A 24,215-nucleotide genomic window follows, 5' to 3' on the forward strand; every position below is an offset into this window, starting at 1 on the left:
TTATATTTTGTTTTTCGATATTTAGTTTGTAGCCTATGGCTTCGCCGTGATCTTGTAGATCTATCTACCAGTTCTTACTGTCCGCTGTCAGCTGTCGGCTGTCCGCTGAACGCTATCTCTCTTTCATTTCACAACTTCCAAATTACCCTTCGCAATATATATTGATTCTCTTCTCTATTTTTTGCATATTTGTCAAGCATAAGTTACAGACCCCCATAAAAAGTTTGTATCTTACATCAATAAATTATTCTATTAAAGAGTATTTTTTTCGGGAACAAATACATGCAGTATACCGTTAAATTTGTATAGTGCATTACTTGGTAATATCATACACTAAAACAGCGATAGGAAAAATTAATCATTGAAAAGAAGCAAACTAAATAAAGAAGATGTATATCAGCAGTTCGGATGGAAACCCGAAGATGGTGATTATATCGTACATCATGTTGGCCGTAATAAAAGCAAATTTCAGAAACAAATTGAAAAAATTATTAATAGGTTTAAGAAAACTAAACCAAGGAAAGTTTCTGATGATTGATTTTTACAAAATATTTTATTTCTACAGTAATTTTGAATGTATTTCAGGAAAAATCAATCATTTAAATCAAAATTACTCAAAAATTAGTAGTTTTTTTCAATTCATTCCTGCACATTCTCCGTCCAAAATTTAACCACCAACCCGTGTCAAATGCGTAAAAAACGCGTTTAAAACCCGTGTCAAATGCGTATTTCTTTCAGTCTAAAGTAAATCACGTCTAAAGTACTATCTCTTTTAACATATCTTTAATATATTTGTTTATTAATCTTAATTAATATTCTTTTATTCCTTAAAACATGGCTACAATAAAAAAGCAGCTGCTCGGAGTTCCAAGAGGCAAGGTTGGTGACCTGCTCTTTAAAAATCGTAAAGGCAAAAGCTACCTAGCCCCGATGCCAAGGAAATATAAAGTTACCAATTGCATTGATGCCATTAATAACCGTTCTCGGTTTGGTGTTGCATCTCAGTTTGCTTCTGCTGTAAACCATTCCGCCTACCTTAAGCCGCTCTGGAATGTTAAAAATCTTCGCGGTAAATCACCCTATACAAAATGCCTTGGATACAATTATCCGTTTACTAAAGGTCTGGGTACTTGGCGGTTGTCTCTTATAACACCTCATAATATTAATATTGATTTTTCCTCTGTTAATCTGACTAAAGATTCAATTGATATTAACTTTTATATCAAAAAGAATTCATCTGAAATCTTCAATAATCCTTTTATCGCAGTAACAATTATTTTCTTTAAAGACCTACTTCCGTCAGGCAGTGAGCAATCCATGAAAAACCTTCTCTTTGTTACTCTCGAATCTGAAGTACTTGATTTTCAACCCGACTATGAAGACGTGAACAATTACTCATACAACATTAAAAAAGATTCGCTCTGGTTTATTGATTTTTATAAAAATATAATGGCTTATACTGCTTTTATTTCACCTCAAAGTTATAATGGTAAACCTTTGTTCACAACTGGAAACGCCGTCCCTGTCAGGGGATTCGAGTACGATCACGGTTCTGCTGGCATCACAGAAAAAGATGAACCTAAGCAGTCGGAACCATTCTTCAATTTCCGTATAAAATAATTTCTTTACATGGAAAGCCGTTTTCAATTCCTCTTTAACAGTCCTGTGAAAAATGTATACTTTTTGCAATTCATTCAACATTAAATTTCTTAGTTACATCTGATAATTTAATGCTTTATATTGCATATATGGATAGCAATTTACTTCATAGCGAACTCGTCTTTAAAGCCGTTAGAAGCGGCGGTAAAGGCGGTCAGAATGTCAATAAAGTTTCTACTAAAGTTGAGCTATATTTCGATATACCGAGGTCTATGGTTTTGTCCGATGTGGAAAAGACTCTACTCCTTACAAAACTTCTTAATAAAGTCGATAGAAAAGGCGTCATAAAAATCTCCTCTCAATCTGAACGCTCTCAGTTCTTGAATAAAACTCTTGCATTAAAAAAATTTAATGAGTTGATTGCTTCTGCATTCGTAAAAAGAAAGAAAAGAGTTAAAACAAAACCAGGTTCAGTCTCTAAAGAAGAAAGACTCGCTTCAAAAAAGATTGTTTCGGAAAAGAAATCATTAAGAGCTAAAAAATATTATGATTCAGAATAACATGGTCTTAAGACCCAAGATTTTTGAACAGTTCGATAATATCGTCTGCGGTATGAGCATGAGATACTCTGAATCTCCACGTCCTCCTTACGACTTTAATATGAGCTTGAAAATCGGCGATGATGCCGATTCCGTAAAGCAAAACAGAAAAAGGTTCTTCAATATGCTTGGTATCGACGGCAGAAAAGTAACCTTTCAGTTTCAGGTGCACTCGAATATCCATAACTACGTTTCTGAAACAGCTTTCTTTCGCGGCTCCGATGGACTCTATACAGACCGCAGAAATCTATTCCTTGCTGTTAACGTTGCCGACTGCATTCCCGTCTTCATGTATGATTCCCAAAATCATATCGTCGCTGCTATTCATTCAGGCTGGAAAGGTACTCATTTGAAAATTGTTTCGCTTACCCTCTCTACTCTTATCGATAAATTCGGTACTAAACCGGAAAAAGTTTTTGTCTATATCGGTCCGGGTATCAGTGTGAAGAATTTTGAAGTTAGCAAAGAGGTATTTGAACTTTTTGCAGATGAATTCAAAGAAACCAGAAATGGAAAGTTTTATGTTGACCTCAAAAAAGATATCTATGCAGGTCTGATTAAACATGGTGTCCCAAAAGAAAACCTCCAGGCCTCAAAATACTGCACTTATGGTGATAGCGATAAGTTCCATTCCTTCAGACGCGACAAAGATAAATCGGGAAGAATGCTCGGTATCATCGGTATGAAATAATCACGCCAAATAATTGTTTTTTTCTGTCCCCCCCCCCTAAAAAAAGACTTGATAATTTCAATATTGATTAGTACCTTAATTTAAATTTATTGGGGAAAACCATGAAAAAGTTATTACTGTTTCTCGCAATTTTTATTTTCCTTAGCTCTTCAGCTAAATCTCAATTAATATACTATCAATGGAATCCTGTTAGTAGTCCTGTAACTAATAATCTTAACATTATTTATCCAACTCCGTCCAATTACGTAGTTGCCGGTAATGACGGAAAGCTTTTATACAGGAATATTCTGGAACCAAACTGGAATGTTACAGTTTCCGGTGTATCCACTAATCTCATTTCTTTATATGGTTCGCCAATACTGTATTCAGTCGGAGCTTCAGGTGTTATCCTTAAAAGCACTGATAATGGAATTAACTGGAGCAGTGTTACTTCGCCAACAGTAAATAATATTAACTCTGTTTCAGCTTTTGTCAGCCCGTCTTACAGAATTATTGGCGCAGATGGCGGCAAGATTTTTACCACTACAAACAATGGTGTTAACTGGACAGAAATTCCTTCCGGTACTACTAACTCATTGAGGTCTATTTACTATGATGCTTCGATTTCTCAGTTCAGAAATTATATCTGTGGTGATAATGGCACTTTCTTAAAGCTGATTTACTTGTTGCCTCTACCTGTTTCAACCACAGTCATTCCCATAAATACCGGAGTTTCGAATAATCTATACGGCGTTACAGCTCTCGGAGATACTTCTAAAATAATGGTTGTAGGTTCCGGCGGTATGATTCTAAAGTCAACCGAGTCAGGCGGTACGTGGGTCCAGCAGACTAGCGGAACAACAAACACTCTCAGGTTTGTATATGCTGTTAACGCGAATGAAATCTGGACTGGCGGCGATAACGGAACTATACTCCGTACAACGAATGGCGGTACCAACTGGTTTCCGCAGGTCGTTAATTCTTCCGCAAATATATATTCCATGCTGCAAACGTCAAATTTAAAAGCTTTGGCTGTCGGCAGTGGCGGTACTATTCTTGAAACTAATCTTCCAAATCCTGTAAGCGATTCTACTTTAAAGAGACTTAAACTCGACGGAAATAATATCAGCAGTTATTTTCAAACATCCGGCATTTTCAATCAGAATACTACATTAGGTAATTCCCCGGGTTTTGAATGGCCAAAAGGTTCGGGAAAATATGCAATGTTTACTTCCGGGCTAAGCATTTCTGCTATGGTAAACGGAAATCTTCGTCAGGCTATGTGTTCATATGGAGGCGAGTACAAGACAGGGCAAATTATCAACGGTGTACCGGAAACTACTCCTTACATGAATAAAATCTGGAAAGTAAGCGCGGGCGAAAACTGTTCTACAAGCATTGACTGGGCTAACTGGGGGATGATTGTTCCTTACGGTGCACCATACCGCGATGTAAACAATAACGGTCAGTATGACCCATGCACCGATATTCCGGGAATGAGAAATGCAAGTCAGACTTTATTTATGATTCTTACTGATGGATATCCTAATTCACACCGTCCGGGAGAAGGATTTGGGGGAGGTACGCTTCCTCTAAATTGTGATTTGAAAATTACTGCTTACACTTACGGCGATACTAATCTTTCAAATGTTCAGTTCATAAAATATGATATCATAAACAGAGGCAATTCTGCCTGGAATAATCTATATATGGCTTTAGTGGGTGATTATGATCTCGGCGTTTCAGAGGACGATTTTTTATGTATGGATTCAACAAGGAATATGTGGATAGGGTATAACGGTGATAATAATGACGGTACAGGTTCCCCGCCGACTTATGGAGTAAACCCGCCTGCGGTAGGTATGAGAGTTTTGAAATTTCCTGTTAATAAAACCGTTGCACCTTATGATACTCTGAAACCAAGCGTTGGTGTAAAAACATCTTGCGGAGGATGCAGTGACCCTGTTTGTGAATGGGACCCAAGCGGTGACCCTAACGGCGCATACTTGCTTATGAAAGGTTTCAAAAAAGACGGCTCAAGATGGATGAGTCCGATGTTTACTCCGCCAAGTCCTGTGAAGTTCTTATACTCAGGCGACCCTGAAACAAATTACGGTTGGACTGAACTTAAAGGAATGATTCGTAACTGCGGCGGTGATATAGGTGCCTATCAGCCGACTAATCAGCCAGGCGATAGAAGGTTTGTCCTCAGTATGGGCAAAGATAATTTTACGATGAACCCGGGCGATTCACAAACTATTATTGTTGCTCAGTTTATTGCACGAGGTACAAGCAACCTGAATTCAGTTACAAAACTTAAACAGCTTGCCGACGTTGTTGCAAACTACACTGTTGGTATTAATCAGATTGGCACAACCGTACCAAGTAATTTCGTTTTGTCTCAGAATTATCCGAATCCCTTCAACCCCGAAACAAAAATCAAGTTTACTATCCCCGCAATTCAAAATCTTTACAGTAACGTCACTACTTTAAAAGTATTCGATATGCTTGGCAGGGAAGTCTCAGTTCTCGTTAATGACATGCTCAGTCCGGGAATTTATGAAGTCACTTTCGACGGAAGTAAACTTGCAAGTGGATTCTATTTCTACAGATTGCAATGGGGTGTCTATTCAGATACTAAACGTATGGTCTTGCTTAAATAATTTTTAAATCTTCTTCCCGTAATATACGGGAAGAAGATTTGCTCTACAACTTATTATAATCTATCGTTATCTCTTTCCCTTTCGGTATATCCTTTAACGCATAGTAATCATAATTCTCATCGTTTACCGCATTGGGCTTATCCGAATGATTCAGAAACCATCCAACTGACATCCTGTTGAAGTTCTTCGGCGTGCTGTATCCCTTATCCTCAGGAAAATGTATTGAGTATTTTGCAAGAACTCTTGAGGGTATATTAGTATGTATAACATTCGATTCATGAAGAAATGTATGGTCTTCCTCCTCGAATAATGGCAGCTTTGTTCCTTTCTTTATTTTCCCCGTTGAAAAAACCCCGACTCCATGTATCGAAGATGGCCTTAATTCAAATATTATCTGATTTGTCATCTCGCCTTCATTTTTATATTTCAAACTCGTTTCCTCTTTCTGGTATAACAATATTCTTAAACCCGTTTGAGTTCAGTATCGTATTTAGATTGTTCTGCTGAAGAGATTCACCGTGAACAAGAAATATTTTCTTAAGTCTGTTCTTGTCAAACTTCTTTATGTACTCAAGCAGCTCATTACTGTCTGCATGCGCACTGAATGAGTTTAGTATCCGTACCCTTGCCTTTACTACGTGTTCCTCGCCGAATATTTTTACAACGTATCCTGGCTTGTCAGATGCTTTTATAAGCTGTCTTCCAAGTGTGTGCTCACCCATATAACCGATTATCATAATCGAATTCTTTGGATTGCCAATATTGTTAGCAAGATGATGAAGTATCCTGCCCGCTTCGCACATCCCCGACGCTGAGATTATCATTACCGTGCCTTTAATAGAGTTAAGTTTCTTCGAGTCCTCAACTTTAGTTATATAATTTACAGTATCTGATCCGAATACTTGAACTCCCGAGGCAAGCAGCTTGTATGTTTCTTCATCAAAACACTCAGGATGCAGTTTGAATATTTCAGTGGCATTTACTGATAGGGGACTGTCAACATAAACAGGGAAGTCCGGTAGTTTGCCCGCTGCTTTCATTTTTGATATTTCATATACTAATTCTTGTGTCCTCCCGACACTAAACGAAGGCACAATTATTTTACCGTTTGTAGATAACGCTTCTGTTATAGTGTCAAGAAGCCCCTGCTCTATCTTGCTCGCAGGTTCATGGTATAAACCTCCGTACGTTGATTCCGTTATCAGATAATCAACATCACCCATAAATTCAGGGTCTTTTAAAATTGGGAGGTCCCTCCGTCCTAAGTCTCCCGTAAATCCTAACTTGTACGTCCTCCCGTTTTCTGTGATTTCTAATACCACAGACGCCGAACCCAATATATGTCCCGCATCAACAAATGTTACCTTTACTTCATCTCCAAGTCCGTCTATGCGAAATGTTTTGTTATATGGTATAGTTTTAAACTGTGTTATTATCTGCCTTGCATTCTCAACCGTGTATAAGGGATTAAATAACTCCTGATTCTTCTTTGCACGTCTCTTGTTAACAAACTCAACATCCTTCTCCTGAATGAATGCACTGTCAAGCAGCATAATTGAGCATAAGTCGCGTGTTGCTGGAGTTGTGTATACATCGCCTGTAAACCCCTTTCTCGATAAAGTAGGAAGATTACCGGCATGGTCAATGTGTGCATGCGAAAGTACTACCGCATGAATCTCCGTAGGATCATAAAGAAATTTTCTGTTCATCTGAAACGATTCTTCTCTCTTGCCCTGAAACATCCCGCAATCTAATATTATTTTCTTTCCGTTTATTTCAAGTAAGTGTTGAGAACCTGTCACAGTCCCCGCCGCTCCGCAAAATTTTATCCTCATTATTTTATCTCCTTTATGATTTCTTTGTTTAGTCTATGTTTTGTTACGTATGCATTGTCCTTTATGAAAAATCTGTAAGGAAGCTCTGCCCCTTCTTTTATTCCGATTCTTGTAGTTACCGCTATTGTAAAACTGTCCCTTCTTTTTTTCCTGAAAATCTTAATCCTGTCTTCTGTTAGATCAAGTGAGTTATCTTTTCTACCTATATCAAATGCCATGCAGAACTTGGCTGGTCCGTTCGTAAGGTTTACATCTCCAATTGGATAATTCCTGTTCTTTCTCATTTCATGTATTCCTTCTATCGGCTCTACTGCCCTTATTAACACAGCCGAACCCGTACCCTTATTCTCTGTTACAACATTAAAGCAGAAGTAATTCCCGTAAACAAAATAAACGTAAGATATTCCTCCATATTCAAACATAGGTCGGTTTCTGTCCGTTAATTTTCTGTATGCATGACAGGCAGGGTCATTATTTCCCAGATATGCCTCCGTCTCAACTATTCTTGCGCTAAGTGTATAGTTAGGCGTTTCTTTCGTAATAAGGCATCCAAGCAGTTTCTGTGCCACCGTTATTGTATCCTTCATATACAGCTTTTTCTCTAATAGAATAGTATCCACTTTTCAAAGTCGCATTTTATGCTGGAATATTAAAGTCAATTCAATGTTCAGTTATTTTTCTTTGCTCTGACTTTTATTCTCCGTTTTTTGATTCCTGTGTTTATCATTGTCTTTTCTATTCAGTATTTATAATTTAATAGGTTATTTCGATATTCAATCTTTATCTTAATAATTATACAAAGTATATTTCAATAATAATTTTAACATATAACTCATGAAAAAATTACACATTAAAGTTAAAATAACAATGAGTATTTTAACTCTCCTCGCAGTCTCGTTTTCTTTCTTCGCTTTCAACGATAGTGGAAACTATTCGAATGACGGAAAAGTAATTAAAAGAGGTCCCGGAAAGATGTATGAAGTCGGGAAGATAAATGTCAAATTTAGAAATAATGTAACAGGTTTTACAAAAACAGCAACAGGAATAGAACAAGTCGATAAAGTTCTTATCGATTTAAGATCCAGCGATATCTTTCCGCTATTTCCGCTTAAAAGTGAAATTAAAAAGCGAATGATTGGCGATGAAGACCTTGCTAAAATAATTCGTATTAATTATAACAGCGCTGTGGATCCATTTGACGCAGCAAGTATGATAATGAAAGATAATAAGGATATTATTGAATGGGCAGAGCCATCTTTCGTATATGAGCGTGATTATATTCCCAATGACCCGTCCCTAAGTGGTCAATGGCATATAGCTAAAATTAACTCTTATCAGGCTTGGGATATTTTCAAAGGTGATACAAATGTTGTCATTGGCATTATCGATTCAGGCACCGACTTTGACCATCCTGACCTCGCGGCTAACATTAAATACAATTACGCCGACCCAATTAACGGTATTGATGATGATAATAATGGTTATATTGATGACTTAAAAGGATGGGATTTCTATTACAACGATGGCGACCCGCAGATACAGCCAACCGGCAATGACCACGGTTCCCACGTTTCGGGTTGTGCCTCTCAGGTAACGGATAATTCGGTTCATGGTGGTGGTATAGGTTTTAAGACCAAAATAAGAATCTCTAAACACACAGATGATACAGATCCCCAATCATCTTTATATAATACAGACCAGGGAGTTTATTATTGTTATTCCAATGGCGCAAAAGTTATTAATTGTAGTTTCGGTTCATCTTATTATAGTTCTACTTCTCAAGCAATAATGAATAGTGCTTGGGCAAACGGAACAGTTATTTGCGCCTCAGCAGGTAACGGCGATGCAAATGGAATCGGACAGAATTGGGCAAGGTATCCAGCTTCTTATGAAAATGTCGTTTCAGTTGCCGCTTCAACCACAGGTGACGTGAAAACTACTTTCTCAAATTTCCATTCTACGGTTGATGTTACTTCACCGGGTCAGGGAATTTTAAGCACAGTTTACAATAATAGTTATGCCACTTGGGATGGTACTTCAATGTCTTCTCCGATTACTGCGGGTACAGTAGCGTTAATCAAGGGACAATATCCTGCATGGACTCCCCAGCAGGTAGTTGACAGATTGAAACTTGGTGTTGACAGTATCTATAACCTCAATCCATCATACATTGGGCTTTTAGGCACCGGCAGAATAAATGCATTTAAGTGCTTAACTGATTTCCCGATTGCTAAGCTGGTTTCTTTCTCGGCAAATGATTCTATCTACGGTAATAATGATAAAGTCTTTGACGTAGATGAAGTAATCGCTTTTCAGGTTGATTTGAAAAATACTCATTTCGCGGGTACTAACGCCTCCATTAGACTTTCAACAACAAGCACTGATGTTGAATTAGTACAGGATTCTGTCTTTATCGGAAGTATTCCTGCATACGGTAACTTCAGCACAACTTTAGCAAATACATTCAAAGTTAAAGCTCTTTCTTCTTGCCCGTTCGATAAAGATATCACATTTAAAGTAAAGAGTTCTGCTTCGTGTTATACAGATGATAACGCAAATACATTTACTGTTAGATTTAGAACAGGTTTTGCATTACATAATATTAATAACTTGAAATTATGTCTTACTAAAGACGGTAATGTTGGTAAAAAAGCACAATCTTACGGAACTGGTCTTCAAATTGGAACAAGTACACAGAATCAGCTTTATGAAGGCGGACTTATGATCGGCTTAAGCAATACTAAAGTTTCTGACGTTGTAAGACGCGGTTCGGTTCCGGCTAATGTCTCAGATACAGATTTTGTTGGATTAAAAGCTTATACAATTAACACTCCTGGTGTGCATTCAGCACAGGACGGCTCGGGAAAATTCAATGATGACGGTGCTGGCTCTAATAAGATTGGAGTTGAAGTTGAAGCATTTTCATACGCATTCAATACCGCACCCGACGCTGATTATATTCTCCTAAGTTATAATATCAAAAATACCAGCGGTGTTGCTCTTAATAACGTTTATGCAGGTTTATACACATGGATGACGCCTAATGGTATTATTAACACTGGAAACATCTCAAGATTAGTCAATGCAAATAAGCTTGCTTATACGTATAACAATACTGTTGCTAATAGATATCTTGGTGTCGGTATCATGACAAATCAACCGTTGAATTTTAAGATTTTTTCATCAACTGAATTGTTAAATGGATTCACAACTCAGGAAAAATGGGATGCTTTAAGCAATGGCGTTTCAAATGATTCACTCGGACCGGGTGGAAATGCTTTCGTACTCGGTGTCGGACCTTTTAATCTTGCTGCAAATCAGGTCGAAACCATCGGCTTTGCTATTTTGAGCGCAGAATCTGTTGCTGACCTCATTACAAAAAACTCTCAGGCAATCGTGAAATACGGAACCGTCGGTATTCAGACAATAACCACCGAAGTTCCAAAAGTTTTCAGCTTGTCCCAGAACTACCCGAATCCTTTTAACCCTGTTACTAAGATTCGCTTTGCTGTTCCTAAAAACGAGATGATTAGCATAAGGGTTTATGATATTCTCGGTAAAGAAGTTGCTGCTTTAGTCAATGAACAAAAGAGTCCTGGGATATACGAGATTGATTTCAACTCGACTTTCCTAAGTTCTGGTGTTTATTTTTACAGAATGCAGGCCGGTTACTTTGCTGATATTAAACGTATGGTAGTTATTAAATAAAAATATAGACTTTAAAATATTAGCTGCCTCAAGTTCTTTTGAGGCAGCTTTTTTTATTTATAAATAATGATTCTATACTTAATCTTATGATAGCAATTCAACTTTTCTTCTAAGAAACTTAAATAAATGCTTGTTTCATTAACATTGTGTTAAATTAAAATCGGTAGCAAAACAATCAAACTTAAATGAATGCCGTCAAGCATTCCATTTATATTATTTGGAATCAAATATCAAAACATATAACTATTCGTTTTATTATCCGCGTAAATCCGTCTAATCCGTGCGTTTCGCGTTCCATAGTGCCCCAACGTTTCTTCTTTTTTTAACATCATTTTTGTAATTTGGGCTGTCAATATAAATATAATCCGGATATTCTTATTTTCAATTCATCAACCTTTGGACCTTTATAATATCATTTACTATCAACCCTGTCAGTATGTGTCTTTATTCCCGCAGTTGTCTAAATTAAATTGGGAACTCTAATTAACAGTCAGTTACATCCCAATTATAATAGATGTGTATAAACCTGTCGAATTATATGCATTTATATCTTGATTGTAATTAATTAAAAATCTATATTTATATGATTTTGGTGTATTTTATAACGAGTGGGTTGGTGACCCACTTTTTTATTTTAGTATGGTTTGTAATATGGAAGAAAAAATCAGAAATATATTGGCTCCGTTATTTTACGGAAAAGACTATCATTTAATTGATGTCGTTATCAGAGGCGAAAGGAAGAATAAAATCGCTGAAATTTACGTTGATTCGGAACATAGTATTGACCTTGACGAACTGTCTAAAATTAGTTGCGATGTGAATGATGCTATCGATTCAGATGCTATCGCTGATGAGTTACTGAAGGTAGTCGTTTCTTCACCCGGTGTAGAGAATCCGTTCAAATACTCCTGGCAGCTTAAGAAGCACGTCGGCAGGGTACTGAGCTTTTCTTCGAAAGGTGAAGCGCTCGAAGGAAAACTGGTTGACGTTATCAGTGATTCAGAGGAACTCGTATTCGAGATAATCAAGAGTAAGAAAGAAGTTATAGAATTAAGGTTTATATTCAGCGAACTAGAAAATTTAATCGTTAAATTACCTTTTTAGAAACAAAAATTTATTTATTTATATTATGAAGTCAGATATAGTAGAAGCGTTTGTTCAAATGGCAAAAATGAAGAGTATCGATAGGGATATTCTTGAAAGCGTCATTAAGGATTCTTTCCGAAAGATGATGGAAAAGAAGCACGGTCCGACTGCTAATTTTGATATAATCGTTAACATGGAAAAGGGTAATATCGAAATATTTCTCTATAAAACTGTAGTTGAGGAAGTTACAGACCCTGCTACTGAAATCGACGTTGAATCAGCTATGGAAAAAACTGGTGAGGAGTTCGAAGTCGGCGATGATTATGTTGAAGAAGTTCCGATTGATGAGTTCGGTAGAAGGTCTGTTCTTAACCTTAAACAGAACCTGAACCAGAAGCTTAAAGAAATAGATAAAGAAGTTACATACAATTTTTATAAGGAACAGCTCGGTGAAATTCTCGTCGGTGAAGTTTACCAGATAAAACCGAGTTCAATTTTGCTTATGCATAACGGCTGCGAACTTTTTTTCCCAAAAGAAGAACAAATTGCTAAAGAAAGATACAAGAAGGGCGATAACATTAGAGTCATTATTAAAAGGATTGACAAAAAACCCTCGGGTCCCCCGCTTATAGTAGTTTCTCGGGCTGATGAAAAGTTTTTATATAAATTATTTGAAAACGAAATTCCTGAAATATACGACGGTATTCTTGAGATTAAAGGTATCGCAAGAGACCCGGGCGAAAGAGCTAAGATAGCAGTACTTTCTAACGACGATAAGATTGACGCAGTTGGAGCATGCGTCGGTATGAAGGGTATGCGTATTCACTCTATCGTTAGAGAACTAAGTAACGAAAATATTGATGTCGTTAATTTCACTCAGGATGATGCTCTCTACATTGCAAGGTCATTGTCCCCTGCAAAGCTTCAGGATATATATCTTGACAAGGAAAATAAAATTGCTAACATCTATGCAAGTGAAGATCAGGTGAGTCTGATAATAGGAAAGAATGGTCAGAATATTAAACTCGCATCCAAGCTTACTGGCTATCAGATTGACGTTATCAGGGATAAGGAAGATGAAAAAGATGACGAAGAAGAAAATGGTACTGAGGCTGAATCTGCTGATGAAACAAAAGAAGTAGTAAATGATGCAGAACCTGAAGAAGTATCAAAAGTGGATGATGTATCCGATGAAGAGACTCAAAATAAGAACGAAGAAGTGGAAAAAGAAGAGAAATAGTAATGGCATTTTAGAAATTTTAAAAGTTTAAGAATAACAAAACAATTTATGTCTGATACACCACAAAAAATGAAACTGGTTAAGCTTGTTAAAGAAGTTAACAGGTCTAAAGAGGATATCATTGAATATTTGAAACATATTGGTATTGAAAAAGTTACTATTAATACTACTCTGGAATCAGATATAGTCGGAAAAGTTCTTAATAAGTTCAAGCTTGATGTTGCCGAACACGAAAAACAGCTGAAGAAGATTGTTGACTTTGCTAAGTCAAACAAGGTTGAAATTTCGGAAGCCAATGAAGCTATAAGAAAAGAAGAAGAGTCGAAGAGAAAAAAAGCGGAAGCAGAAAGATTAAGAAGAAATCTCGAAGAGCAAAAGAAAAGAGAAGAAGAAGAAAGGAAACGTCAGGAACTTCAGGCTTTCTTGGAGCACGAAAAGAGGAAAAAAGATGAGGAAGAACTTGCTAAGAAAAGAAAAGCTGAATTAGACAAGATTTATGAAAATAAGAAGAAATCAGCACGCGAAAGGTCTGAAGAGGCTCATCAGAAAAGAGCAAGAAAAGAATCTTCCATTAAAGGTCTCGAAGAGGCTGCTAAACTTATTGCAGAACAAAAGCCTGAGGATAAGTATGTCCCAAAGGTTAAACAACCTAAACATGAACCTAAGCACGAGCCAAAGCATGTACCTGCTAAGACTGCATCAGAAGTTAAACCCGATGCTTTAGTTAAACATGAAACAGATAAAAAGGCCGACCATGATTCAAAACCGTTACAGGATAAAAAACCTGTTGCCGATAAAAAACCGGTTGTTAATAAAACTGGCACTTTTGCAGGAAAGGATAAAAGTGAAAAACAATGGAGTAAAAAGCCTTATAACAAAGATGCTTCTAAGCCCGGTTATTCAAAACAGTACAACAAATCCGACTCTAAAAAGGGCAGGTTTGAACATAAAAAGGACAGTCAGGACCCGAATAAAAAAGGAAAGTTTGAGAGAGTAACTATAAACGAAACTAAACCCGCAAATAGATTTAAGGATAAAAAGCCCGGATTCTTTAAACCTTCTTCCGGAGTTCCTCCGGTAATGCCCTCGGGTAAGGATGCAAAAAAAACCGGTAGTAAAGATAAAGATAAAGATAAAAAGTCTAAGAATGAATTGGACTATGATAAGAAGAAGAAAAAGTTCGGCAAAAGCATTAAAGGAAAAGATATCTCACAGAAAGAAATCGATGATGCAATCAGAGATACAATGGCTAAGATTGATGATGATGCAGGTGCATCTGCAAGAAGTATTGCAAGAAGGAAGAAAAAGAAAGAAAGAGCTGAACAGGAAAAGAAAATTCAGGAAATTAACGAATCAAGAAAAAATGTTATAAGCGTTACCGAATTTGTCTCTACTGTTGAACTCGCATCTATTATGGGTGTCCCTGTTACCGACATTATCAAGAAGTGCATGGACCTTGGTATGATGGTCTCTATTAACCAGAGACTTGAAAAAGATATTCTTCAGTTAATGGCAGAAGAGTTTGGTTATACTATAGAGTTCCAGAATGAGTTTGAAGAAACCTTGATGGTAGAAGCAGATGACGCTCCTGAAACACTTAAGAGCAGACCTCCGGTTGTCACTGTTATGGGTCACGTTGACCACGGAAAGACTTCTCTGCTCGATTATATCAGAAAAGCAAACGTTGTCGCCGGTGAAGCTGGCGGTATTACTCAGCATATTGGTGCATATAAAGTTAAACTAGATAACGGTAAATATATCTCATTCCTCGATACACCCGGACACGAAGCATTCACGGCAATGCGTGCAAGAGGCGGTCAGGCAGCAGATATTGTTGTTCTCGTCGTTGCCGCTGACGATAGCGTAATGCCGCAGACTGTTGAAGCTATAAATCACGCACTTGCTGCAGGAGTTCCTATTGTTATTGCAATTAATAAAGTCGATAAACCGGAAGCTAACATCGAAAGAATTAAATCGCAGCTTGCTGAAAGAAACATACTCGTCGAAGAGTGGGGAGGTAAATATCAATCGGTTGAAATATCAGCAAAAAAAGGATTGAATATAGATAAACTTCTTGAGAAAATACTTCTTGAAGCTGAACTTCTTGAACTTAAAGCGAATCCCGATAGGACTGCAAAGGGCGTCGTTCTTGAATCAAAGCTCGATAAGGGTAGAGGCTCCGTTGCAACAGTTCTCGTCCAGAAAGGTACACTGAAAATCGGCGATGATTTTGTTGCCGGTATTTATTCCGGTAGAGTCAGGGCAATGTACGATGAAAGAGATAACAGAATTGAAACTGCCGGTCCTTCTACTCCTGTACTGATTACAGGTTTCGAAGGTCTTCCTCAGGCTGGTGACTTAGTCGTTGTTATGAAGTCTGACGTTGAAGCAAGAATTATTGCCAACAAAAGACAGCAGTTGAAACGTGAACAGGATATCAGAAGAATTAAGCATACAACATTAGAAGATATCACAAATCAGATAAAAGAAGGTAAAGAAGTTGAACTTAATATTATTCTTAAGTCAGACGTGGACGGTTCAGGAGAAGCCCTCGCTGATTCATTGCACAAACTTTCAAAACCGGGTACTGCTACAGTAAAGGTAATACATAAAGCCGTCGGACAAATAACAGAGTCGGACGTTCTTCTTGCAGAGGCATCAAGAGCTGTTATTATCGGTTTCAACGTTAGACCGAATCTTAATGCAAGAAAACTTGCCGAAAAGAGCAGCGTCGAAATAAGAATTCATAATATCATTTATAATGTTCTCGATGAGGTGAAACAGGTGCTCGAAGGTCTGCTGGCTCCTGAAATTAACGAAGAGATTACCGCTACGATTGAAGTAAGACAGGTTTTCAAAGTTCCGAAAATTGGAAACATTGCAGGTTGCTACGTTCAGGACGGTAAGATTGTCAGAAACCATAAAGTTCGCCTTCTCAGAGAAGGCCTTGAAATTTTCAACGGTACCATTTCTTCTTTGAAAAGAATTAAAGATGATGTTCGCGAAGTTGAATCAGGATATGAATGCGGTATCGGACTCGAAAACTTCAGCGATATTAAAGTTGGTGATATTATCGAAGGTTATAAATTAATCGAAACTAAGAGAAAATTAGAATCTGTATAACAGATGTCAATAAGAACAGAAAGAGTTAGCGAAGAAATAAAGCACCGAATGAACTCAGCTATGTCGAAAGACCTGATGGAGATTCATGCAGGACTTGTTACGGTTTCTCGTGTTATAATGTCTCCCGACCTGAAAATTGCAAAGGTGTACGTCTCTTTCCTCGGTAACAAAGAACCCGCAGAAAAGTTAGTCGAAAGAATTAACAACAGAAAAAGTCACATTAGATTTCTTCTCGGTAAACAGCTTACCCTTAAATACACTCCAGACTTAATATTTTTCTACGATGATTCCATGGAATATGCCGATAAGATTAATAAACTCTTAAACGAAGTCAAGAAAAACGAATCAAAAGAAAAAAACGAAGAACATGAAAAGGATGAAGAGATGTAAATTACAAACTTTCTTCTATTACCAGAAATCTCATTTCATCAAGCTCTTCTGACTTTTCATCAATCATTCTAATATCAAAATCACCAACCCTTAATCTTCTTAAAGTTTTTAAATATCCGCCTATTCCAAGCTCAGCACCAAAATCATTCGCAAGTGAACGTATGTAAGTTCCCTTCGAAACCGACACAAAGAACTTGATTTCCGTCTCACTGATTCTCTCAATTTGAAATTCTTTTATAAAAACTCTTCTTGGCATCAGTTCCAGCGTCTTTCCCTTTCGGGCAAGTTTGTAAATTGGCTTACCTTTATGCTTGATTGCCGAATGCATTGGAGGTATCTGTTCTATCTCACCACGAAATTTGTTTCTTACATCAATGATTTGTTCTTCAGTTATATTTGACGCATCCATTATATCCTGCTCATCTGATTCTGTATCGTAAGTTGGCGTTACAGCCCCTATTCTTATAGTTCCTTCATAATCCTTGTCAGCACCAATCATTTCTGTAATCGTCTTAGTTTTCTTTCCCGTGCAAATAACCAATAGTCCTGTTGCTTTAGGATCAAGTGTTCCCGAATGTCCTACTTTCTTCAGTTTAAATGTCTTTTTAATTTTATTTGTTACTTTTGCTGAAGTCCAGTATAACGGCTTATCCACCAGAATTACCTTATTATCATATTTTTCTTGTATATCTGAGATTTCCATTGTCTAAAATAATTCTTCTGTTGTCCATTATGAATGGCATTATTTTTCCTAATCCTATCTGTTTACATTAATTTAATGCTCAAATCATGGAATACATTGAAAAAATTCATTAGAATTAATATATTATCCTCTTATATACAGAGAGATGGCTGAGTGGTTGAAAGCGGCGGTCTTGAAAACCGTTGTAGCCTTACGGTTACCGGGGGTTCGAATCCCTCTCTCTCTGCATAGTAGTGTTATATTTATTTATTCAATGCTTACTACTTTAGTATCAATTTAATTCAATGTCTTCACCGAAACCAATCATCGGGGAATTCATTTTTTTATTCTGATTCTATATTTTACTCTTGAAATTGATACATGTTTTTTGTATATTTAACTAATAGGCGAAACTCCTTGAAGGTTATTTATTTGATGAGATAATTAAATATTAGCTCTGTAAATAAATGACAAAAACCTCAAATACAACCTGTTTCTACACTTTCCTAACACTCTTCCAACACTCTGAGTACACATTGTTTACACAACTCTTATATAGTCCTTGTATATAGCTTATATACAGCTTATATGTGCCTTTAATTCAGATTTCGAAACGATTTCTAGATAGTTTGACATTTATTTTTCTCCACAAAAAACTCAAATAACACACTTATAATTTTCCCATTTTATCTTCCCAATGAATTGAAAATGCCTCCATAATTCTTTAATTTACTCTGAAATTATTCGCAAATCATTGATTATTGGTTTAGTTGTAGGATTAATAACTGGATACTTATTGTCCATGCCCCCAATGGGTCCGACAAATATACTCGTGATTTCTCTCGGTCTTAGAAAAGAAGTCAAGTATGGTGTTGCTGTCGGTGCCGGTGCTGGTTTTATGGATATGGTTTATATCATTATTTCTTATGGCGGCTACGCCCTCATCAAAGGATTCATTCCGGATAGTATAAATGATTTCTTCTCAGATAATGAAAAGTTCTTTATGGTCCTGCTTACGCTTGTTGGATGTATTGTTGTCGGGCTTTCCGGCTATAAACTTATGAAGTCAAAAGTTGAAGCTGATATAACAACACCTGCAAATGATATCCACATTGAAAATAAACTATCAGTTGTTACTTCAAAGCTTGAACAGACCAATGAAGACATATCGCGTATCTTGCACACAAACCTTCTTAAGAAAAAGGAAAACAGCCTCGTTGGCGGATTTTTAAAAGGTGCCTTCCTCTGTGTTTCTTCCGTAACTATACCTGCATCTTGGTTTGCACTAACAGGTTATATGAAAAATTACGGTATCATTGATTCAAGGTTCATAACAGGCTTTATTTATTCTATAGGTGTCTTAGCGGGTACAACTTTCTGGTTCTGGACACTTGCGAATGTTATTTCTAAAAATACACACAGAGTAAGTCCAGAAGCACTCAATAAAATTAACCTTACTATCGGTATAATTCTACTTCTGCTAAGCTTGTTTTTATTGTATAAAGTAATTGATTTTTCTCTTGCGTAGTATTACTATACTATTATGATAAATCCTGACTCAAAAGAAAACTTTCCGATCTGCCAGTACTGTATGGAGCGCGTAAATGACGACGAGAGCAGATATTGCTGTTCCGCTTGCGGCATGATTTATCATATCACTTGCTGGGAAAAAGGTAATGGCTGTGCGGTTCTCAGCTGCTCACAGAAAAACATTCTCCTTAATCCTTTGTTCCAATCCTCCGTTCCCGTAAAAGAACTCCTTGTTCATATTGAGTACCTGCTTAATCTGAAAAAATACACGGAAGCAATTAACGAATGTAACAGAATACTCTACGCCGAAAAGTCAAACATGGAAGCTAAAGTCTATTACAACAGAGCTGTCTCCGCATTGAATGTAAAAATGAAAATATTCGATAGTGCCGAAGATAGCTTCAAAAGAAAAGAATACAAAGCAGCTTCAATGTTCTACAACGATTATCTTAGGTATTGCGATGAAGAAGAAGGGGACTTTATTAAATCTAAAATAAAATATTTAGATGAACTCCTTCCAAAACTAAAACGAAAAAATGTTATTCTGAATGTCCTGTATGTTTTCATTGTTATGATAATTCTATTTTCAGCCGGATTTCTTGCTTATCAATTCATCTATTTGAAAGAAGATACCGAGTTTGCAGAAATTGAAAGGCATGATGATTTTTCGGACATAAAGCAAATGGAGGCACAGATTAGCAGGTATGAGAAGTTCATCATAAAATATAACGATGGTAAACTAAAAGAAAACGCTGCTGATAAAATCAGATTGCTGGCAGCAGAAATTGCTTCAAAAATCTGCGACCACGACTGGCGCTCTGCACTTGTTTATCTTAAAAAACTCGACTCAAAAGAAATACCGATTACTTACAAAAATATTTATGAAAGTATTGTAAAAAATGCCAATAATGAATTAAGCGCTCTTAAATCTGAAGCAAAAGACTTAAACTCCCGAAAAAAATATGCCGAAGCGAAAGATAAAATTGAAAAATCATTAGCCATAACAGAACATTTTTCCGATAGAGAATTCGGAAAAATCCGGCAGACATTGTATGACAATAAAAACCTGATTAATAAAAAGATAAGTCTTCTAATTAAATCTAAGGAAATAGAAAAAGAGATTTCTGCAAAAACAACAGAGCTGAAAAATTCTGACCCCGACCTCGAAAACGAGAATATTATCCAGATTGAAGGTAAAGTTATGAAAAAAAGCGGGGAATTTACTATTATTAAATCTTATGATGATAAAAAGCTCTATGCACTTAAAAAACCATCAGAAAACTACGAAATCGGAGAAGAATTGGTAATTAGTGCCATTAAAAATGGAAAAACAGAGATTTCTGACGATGCTTCTAATACTATGATACTGCCCGTAATATTCGAAATTTCCGGGTCACAATTCGAGAAAGGTGGATTTAGTACAGAAAGTATTCTGCAAAGATTAAACTACCTTAAAAATGAGAAAGGTAAAATCGATAGTCTGCTAAAACTGGGTATCTGAGGTTAAAATCCTATCGAAATATTTTCTCTAAAAGATATTAATAATATGTTGATTTATTCGTATTAATTACATAAATTTAATGTTCTCGGTAAAATGGGTAGGTAGCGAAGTGGTTAAACGCATCAGACTGTAAATCTGACGACTGATGTCTTCGGAGGTTCGAATCCTTCCCTACCCACACGCGGGAGTAACTCAGTTGGTAGAGTCACAGCCTTCCAAGCTGTTGGTCGCGGGTTCGAGTCCCGTCTCCCGCTCTGTTTTATTTCTTAAAGCAAGAGTTGCTGATGTAGCTCAGTTGGTAGAGCACTTCCTTGGTAAGGAAGAGGTCACCGGTTCAATCCCGGTCATCAGCTCTGACTTGAAACTATTTTGACTGCTGCTGTGCTTATGCAGATTGGTTTTTCGGTTTTTGAAAATATAATTTTTATACGAGTGTAGCTCAATTGGTAGAGTAGCGGTCTCCAAAACCGTCGGTTGGGGGTTCGAGTCCCTCCACTCGTGCTTTTAAGAAAATCAAATTCACATGAGAGAAAAAATATTAGGTTTTTTTACGGATATATTTAAAGAAATGAAAAAAGTCTCCTGGCCCAAAAAAGAAGAATTGAGAGACTATACTAAAGTAGTCGTTGTTACTATGTTCATTTTTGCTATTTTTGTGTACATTGTCGATAAGGGTATCAGTGAACTGCTTAAAATTCTATTTTAACACAATCAGTTTAAGATGATAGATAACGAAGAAGATATAATCCAGGAAAATACGGGCGAAGAAATTTCTGAAACTCCTATGTCAGATAGTTCTATCGATTCTGATAACGGCAGGTTCAGTTGGTATGCTGTACGAATTGTTTCCGGTCATGAAAATAAAGTAAAATTATACATTGATAACCAAATAAAAGAGGAAGGTCTTGAACACAAGATTAAAACTGTTATGATTCCTCTTGAAAAAGTATTCGAAGTTAAAAACGGGAAAAAGAGAATTAAGTATAAAAACTTTTTCCCCGGTTACATTCTCCTTGAAGTTGACCTTGATGACAACATTAAAAGAATGCTGTCTCAGGTACCAAGTCTAATGGGTGTTGTGGGCTCAAAAAATATTAAAGGGCAAAGACTTGAACCCGTACCTTTAAGAGAATCTGAAATTAAAAGAATAAAAGCTATTTTAAATGATGAGAACGCTTCCGAGAAAATTGACCTGAAACTTCTTGAGGGAGACTCTGTTAAAGTTACTAGCGGTCCTTTCAACAATTTCAGCGGTGTTGTGCTTGAAATTAATACCGAAAAAATGAAAGTTAAAGTTATGGTCAGTATTTTCGGCAGAAAGACTCCTATTGAACTCGAATTTAATCAAATAGAAAAATTAAAATAAACATTTTTAAAATATAAATATATTATGGCCAAAAAAGTAGTAGGTTTCATTAAGTTACAAATTCCGGCAGGGCAGGCAACAATGGCCCCTCCCGTTGGACCGGCATTAGGACAAAGAGGCGTTAACGGAATGGAGTTCTGTAAACAATTCAATGCCAGAACCCAGGGCAAAAAGGGTTTAATAATTCCGGTTGTTATTACCGTCTTTTCGGACAAATCATTTACCTTCATCACCAAAACTCCGCCAGCAGCAGTATTATTACTCAAAGCAGCCGGTCTGGAAAAAGGTTCAGGTATCCCGAATAAGACAAAAGTAGGCAAAGTTTCTGTTAAACAAGTGAAAGAAATTGCTGAAACTAAAATGGTTGATTTAAACGCAAGAGATGTTGAACATGCAATGAGTATGGTTAAAGGTACTGCAAGAAGCATGGGAATAACCGTAGAATAATTATTGAACTTAAATTGTTTTTAGAAAATGAAACTAACAAAAAAGCAAAAAGAAATTAATAAGTCTTTCGATTCAAAGAAAGAATATAAAATAAAAGATGCTGTTGCTATCGTTAAGCAGTATGCGAAAGCTAAATTCGATGAGTCTGTCGATATCGCAATGAACTTAGGCGTTGACCCAAAACATGCCGACCAGGTTGTAAGAGGTACTGTCTCATTACCTAACGGTACGGGAAAAACCGTCCGGGTACTCGTTATTGCAAAACCGGAAAAACAGCAGGAAGCTGTTGATGCCGGTGCAGACCATGTTGGCTTTGAAGATTATTTGAAAAAAATTCAGGAAGGTTGGACAGATGTTGACGTTATCATCGCAACACCAGATTCTATGGTTGAACTTGGTAAATTAGGTAAGATTCTTGGTCCTCGCGGACTTATGCCTAATCCCAAAAGCGGTACGGTAACACCTAATGTCGGACAGGCAGTTAAAGAAGTTAAGGCAGGTAAAATTGATTTCAGAGTTGATAAAAATGGCACAGTTCACTCAGCTATTGGAAAGGCATCTTTTGAAGAAAATAAATTGGTTGAAAATGTTACAGCTTTTATTAATATGATTATTAAGCTGAAACCTGCAGCATCAAAGGGTACATACATAAAAGGGATTACAATGTCTAGTACTATGGGTCCGGGTGTAAGAATAGATAAATCACTAACGGATTTACACTCTGCTGTTTAAAAAAGTTTACGCACTCAAAACATTTATCATCGGGATTGTGATAACCGGTGAGCAGCTTCAAATGTTTTATTAAATATATAAATATCGAATGGAAAAAATTAAAAAGAATGAGGTCATTGCTGAAGTTAAAGTCTTGATGAACAATTCGCCTGCATTATATTTTATCGATTTCGCCGGATTGACTGTTGCGGATGATGACAAACTCCGCGGTGAATTCTTTAAGGCAAACATCAAATACAAGGTTGTAAAAAACACTCTCATTTTGCGTGCTTTAAATGAAAGTGAAAATTACAAACAGTTTGCAGATGATATAAAAAATCATTTAAAAGGTAATACAGGTGTAATTTTCTCGGGTGATGATCCGGTTGCTCCTGCGAAAATTCTTAAAAAGGTTACGGAAAAAAGCGATAAGCCAAAATTCAAATCAGCTATCGTCGATGGTCAGTACTACGGCAGCGGAAAAATGGATTTACTCGCTTCACTGTTATCAAAAGAAGAAATTATTGCAGGTATACTCTCAAGTCTCGATTCACCCATTTCGGGTATTGTCGGCTCTATTAATGCTGTCGTCAGAGACCTTGCAAGTATCATTGAGGAAGTTGCCAAGAAAAAGGCAGCTTAGTTTAAACAATTTTAAAAATTAAATTTAATTTAAAGGAAATAAAAAATGTCAGTAGTTGAAGAATTATTAGAAAAAATCTCAAACTTAACTTTAACTGAAGCTTCAGAATTAAAGAAAGCTTTGGAAGATAAATTCGGCGTTACAGCAGCCGCACCGGTTATGATGGCAGGTGTTGCAGCCGCTCCGACAGCAGCTGCAGAAGAAGAAAAAACTGAGTTTACGGTCTTCTTAAATGAAATTGGTGCAGATAAAATTAAAGTAATTAAAGCTGTAAAAACAGCGACCGGATTAGGTCTCACTGAAGCAAAAGCTCTCGTTGAAAGTGCACCAAAACCAATTAAAGAAAATATGCCTAAAGCGGATGCCGAAAAATTAAAAGCAGAATTGGAAGCAGTCGGCGCAAAAGTTGAGATTAAATAGTT

At 36.7% G+C, this 24,215-nt stretch carries 22 protein-coding genes and 5 tRNA genes; 23 read left to right on the plus strand and 4 right to left on the minus strand.

Features of this window, described 5'->3' with window-relative positions; genetic code table 11:
- Positions 1-361 precede the first annotated feature (361 nt).
- From WC644_08315 to WC644_08335, 5 genes are all read left to right on the plus strand, one after another.
- Positions 362-538 (plus strand): hypothetical protein, encoded by a 177-nt coding sequence (locus WC644_08315; GenBank protein MFA5011950.1) that lies wholly within the window; start codon positions 362-364, stop codon positions 536-538.
- Between the two features lie 296 nt (positions 539-834).
- A complete protein-coding gene (locus tag WC644_08320) occupies positions 835-1,620 on the plus strand; it encodes a hypothetical protein (protein ID MFA5011951.1) in 786 nt (261 codons plus the stop codon).
- Between the two features lie 128 nt (positions 1,621-1,748).
- Positions 1,749-2,159: an alternative ribosome rescue aminoacyl-tRNA hydrolase ArfB gene (gene arfB, locus WC644_08325; GenBank protein MFA5011952.1), complete on the plus strand. Its 411-nt coding sequence runs from the start codon at positions 1,749-1,751 to the stop codon at positions 2,157-2,159.
- Positions 2,146-2,889 (plus strand): peptidoglycan editing factor PgeF, encoded by a 744-nt coding sequence (gene pgeF / locus WC644_08330; GenBank protein MFA5011953.1) that lies wholly within the window; start codon positions 2,146-2,148, stop codon positions 2,887-2,889. Before arfB ends, pgeF begins: the two co-directional genes overlap by 14 nt.
- Positions 2,890-2,990: 101 nt before the next feature.
- A complete protein-coding gene (locus tag WC644_08335) occupies positions 2,991-5,531 on the plus strand; it encodes a YCF48-related protein (protein MFA5011954.1) in 2,541 nt (846 codons plus the stop codon).
- A 43-nt stretch (positions 5,532-5,574) separates the two neighbouring features.
- On the opposite strand, the gene WC644_08340 is transcribed toward WC644_08335, so the two are convergent.
- Genes WC644_08340 through WC644_08350 form a run of 3 tightly spaced genes read right to left on the minus strand, consistent with a single transcriptional unit; the run spans position 5,575 to position 7,986 of the window.
- A complete protein-coding gene (locus WC644_08340) occupies positions 5,575-5,961 on the minus strand; it encodes an SET domain-containing protein (GenBank protein MFA5011955.1) in 387 nt (128 codons plus the stop codon).
- Complete coding sequence (locus tag WC644_08345; protein ID MFA5011956.1) at positions 5,951-7,366, minus strand: MBL fold metallo-hydrolase; 1,416 nt, start codon at positions 7,364-7,366, stop codon at positions 5,951-5,953. The genes WC644_08340 and WC644_08345 overlap by 11 nt, the downstream gene beginning before the upstream one ends.
- Complete coding sequence (locus WC644_08350) at positions 7,366-7,986, minus strand: DNA-3-methyladenine glycosylase (protein ID MFA5011957.1); 621 nt, start codon at positions 7,984-7,986, stop codon at positions 7,366-7,368. The genes WC644_08345 and WC644_08350 overlap by 1 nt, the downstream gene beginning before the upstream one ends.
- 214 nt (positions 7,987-8,200) lie before the next feature.
- Here WC644_08350 and WC644_08355 point away from each other — a divergent pair, with 214 nt between their 5' ends.
- From WC644_08355 to rbfA, 5 genes are all read left to right on the plus strand, one after another.
- A complete protein-coding gene (locus WC644_08355) occupies positions 8,201-11,074 on the plus strand; it encodes a S8 family serine peptidase (protein MFA5011958.1) in 2,874 nt (957 codons plus the stop codon).
- 651 nt (positions 11,075-11,725) lie between these two features.
- Positions 11,726-12,178: a hypothetical protein gene (locus WC644_08360; GenBank protein MFA5011959.1), complete on the plus strand. Its 453-nt coding sequence runs from the start codon at positions 11,726-11,728 to the stop codon at positions 12,176-12,178.
- A gap of 25 nt (positions 12,179-12,203) precedes the next feature.
- On the plus strand, positions 12,204-13,400 hold the full coding sequence (gene nusA / locus WC644_08365) for a transcription termination factor NusA (GenBank protein ID MFA5011960.1): 1,197 nt from the start codon (positions 12,204-12,206) through the stop codon (positions 13,398-13,400).
- 69 nt (positions 13,401-13,469) lie between these two features.
- Positions 13,470-16,523, plus strand: coding sequence for a translation initiation factor IF-2 (gene infB / locus WC644_08370; protein MFA5011961.1), 3,054 nt, complete (start codon positions 13,470-13,472; stop codon positions 16,521-16,523).
- 3 nt (positions 16,524-16,526) lie between these two features.
- On the plus strand, positions 16,527-16,913 hold the full coding sequence (rbfA, locus tag WC644_08375) for a 30S ribosome-binding factor RbfA (GenBank protein MFA5011962.1): 387 nt from the start codon (positions 16,527-16,529) through the stop codon (positions 16,911-16,913).
- A 1-nt stretch (position 16,914) separates the two neighbouring features.
- On the opposite strand, the gene truB is transcribed toward rbfA, so the two are convergent.
- On the minus strand, positions 16,915-17,616 hold the full coding sequence (gene truB / locus WC644_08380; protein MFA5011963.1) for a tRNA pseudouridine(55) synthase TruB: 702 nt from the start codon (positions 17,614-17,616) through the stop codon (positions 16,915-16,917).
- Positions 17,617-17,755: 139 nt separating this feature from the next.
- On the opposite strand from truB, the gene WC644_08385 reads away from it, so the two are divergent.
- From WC644_08385 to rplL, 13 genes are all read left to right on the plus strand, one after another.
- Positions 17,756-17,842: transfer RNA gene (locus WC644_08385), tRNA-Ser, on the plus strand.
- Between the two features lie 507 nt (positions 17,843-18,349).
- On the plus strand, positions 18,350-19,123 hold the full coding sequence (locus WC644_08390; GenBank protein ID MFA5011964.1) for a LysE family transporter: 774 nt from the start codon (positions 18,350-18,352) through the stop codon (positions 19,121-19,123).
- A gap of 15 nt (positions 19,124-19,138) precedes the next feature.
- Complete coding sequence (locus WC644_08395) at positions 19,139-20,626, plus strand: hypothetical protein (protein MFA5011965.1); 1,488 nt, start codon at positions 19,139-19,141, stop codon at positions 20,624-20,626.
- Positions 20,627-20,721: 95 nt separating this feature from the next.
- A tRNA-Tyr gene (locus WC644_08400) sits at positions 20,722-20,804 on the plus strand.
- Positions 20,805-20,807: 3 nt separating this feature from the next.
- A tRNA-Gly gene (locus WC644_08405) sits at positions 20,808-20,880 on the plus strand.
- Between the two features lie 26 nt (positions 20,881-20,906).
- Positions 20,907-20,979: transfer RNA gene (locus tag WC644_08410), tRNA-Thr, on the plus strand.
- Between the two features lie 75 nt (positions 20,980-21,054).
- A tRNA-Trp gene (locus tag WC644_08415) sits at positions 21,055-21,127 on the plus strand.
- A gap of 22 nt (positions 21,128-21,149) precedes the next feature.
- Positions 21,150-21,332 carry a preprotein translocase subunit SecE gene (gene secE / locus WC644_08420; protein MFA5011966.1) on the plus strand — a complete coding sequence of 61 codons (183 nt, stop codon included), beginning with the start codon at positions 21,150-21,152 and terminating at the stop codon, positions 21,330-21,332.
- Between the two features lie 15 nt (positions 21,333-21,347).
- Entirely contained in the window at positions 21,348-21,992 is a 645-nt protein-coding gene (gene nusG, locus WC644_08425) for a transcription termination/antitermination protein NusG (protein MFA5011967.1), read from the plus strand.
- Between the two features lie 24 nt (positions 21,993-22,016).
- Entirely contained in the window at positions 22,017-22,439 is a 423-nt protein-coding gene (gene rplK / locus WC644_08430; GenBank protein ID MFA5011968.1) for a 50S ribosomal protein L11, read from the plus strand.
- 27 nt (positions 22,440-22,466) lie between these two features.
- Entirely contained in the window at positions 22,467-23,171 is a 705-nt protein-coding gene (gene rplA, locus WC644_08435; GenBank protein MFA5011969.1) for a 50S ribosomal protein L1, read from the plus strand.
- Between the two features lie 88 nt (positions 23,172-23,259).
- Complete coding sequence (rplJ, locus tag WC644_08440) at positions 23,260-23,793, plus strand: 50S ribosomal protein L10 (GenBank protein MFA5011970.1); 534 nt, start codon at positions 23,260-23,262, stop codon at positions 23,791-23,793.
- 45 nt (positions 23,794-23,838) lie between these two features.
- Positions 23,839-24,213 (plus strand): 50S ribosomal protein L7/L12, encoded by a 375-nt coding sequence (gene rplL, locus WC644_08445; GenBank protein MFA5011971.1) that lies wholly within the window; start codon positions 23,839-23,841, stop codon positions 24,211-24,213.
- Positions 24,214-24,215: the final 2 nt, after the last annotated feature.

This window comes from Ignavibacteria bacterium (genome assembly GCA_041649015.1).
Lineage (GTDB): Bacteria > Bacteroidota > Ignavibacteria > Tepidaquicellales > Tepidaquicellaceae > CAIKZJ01.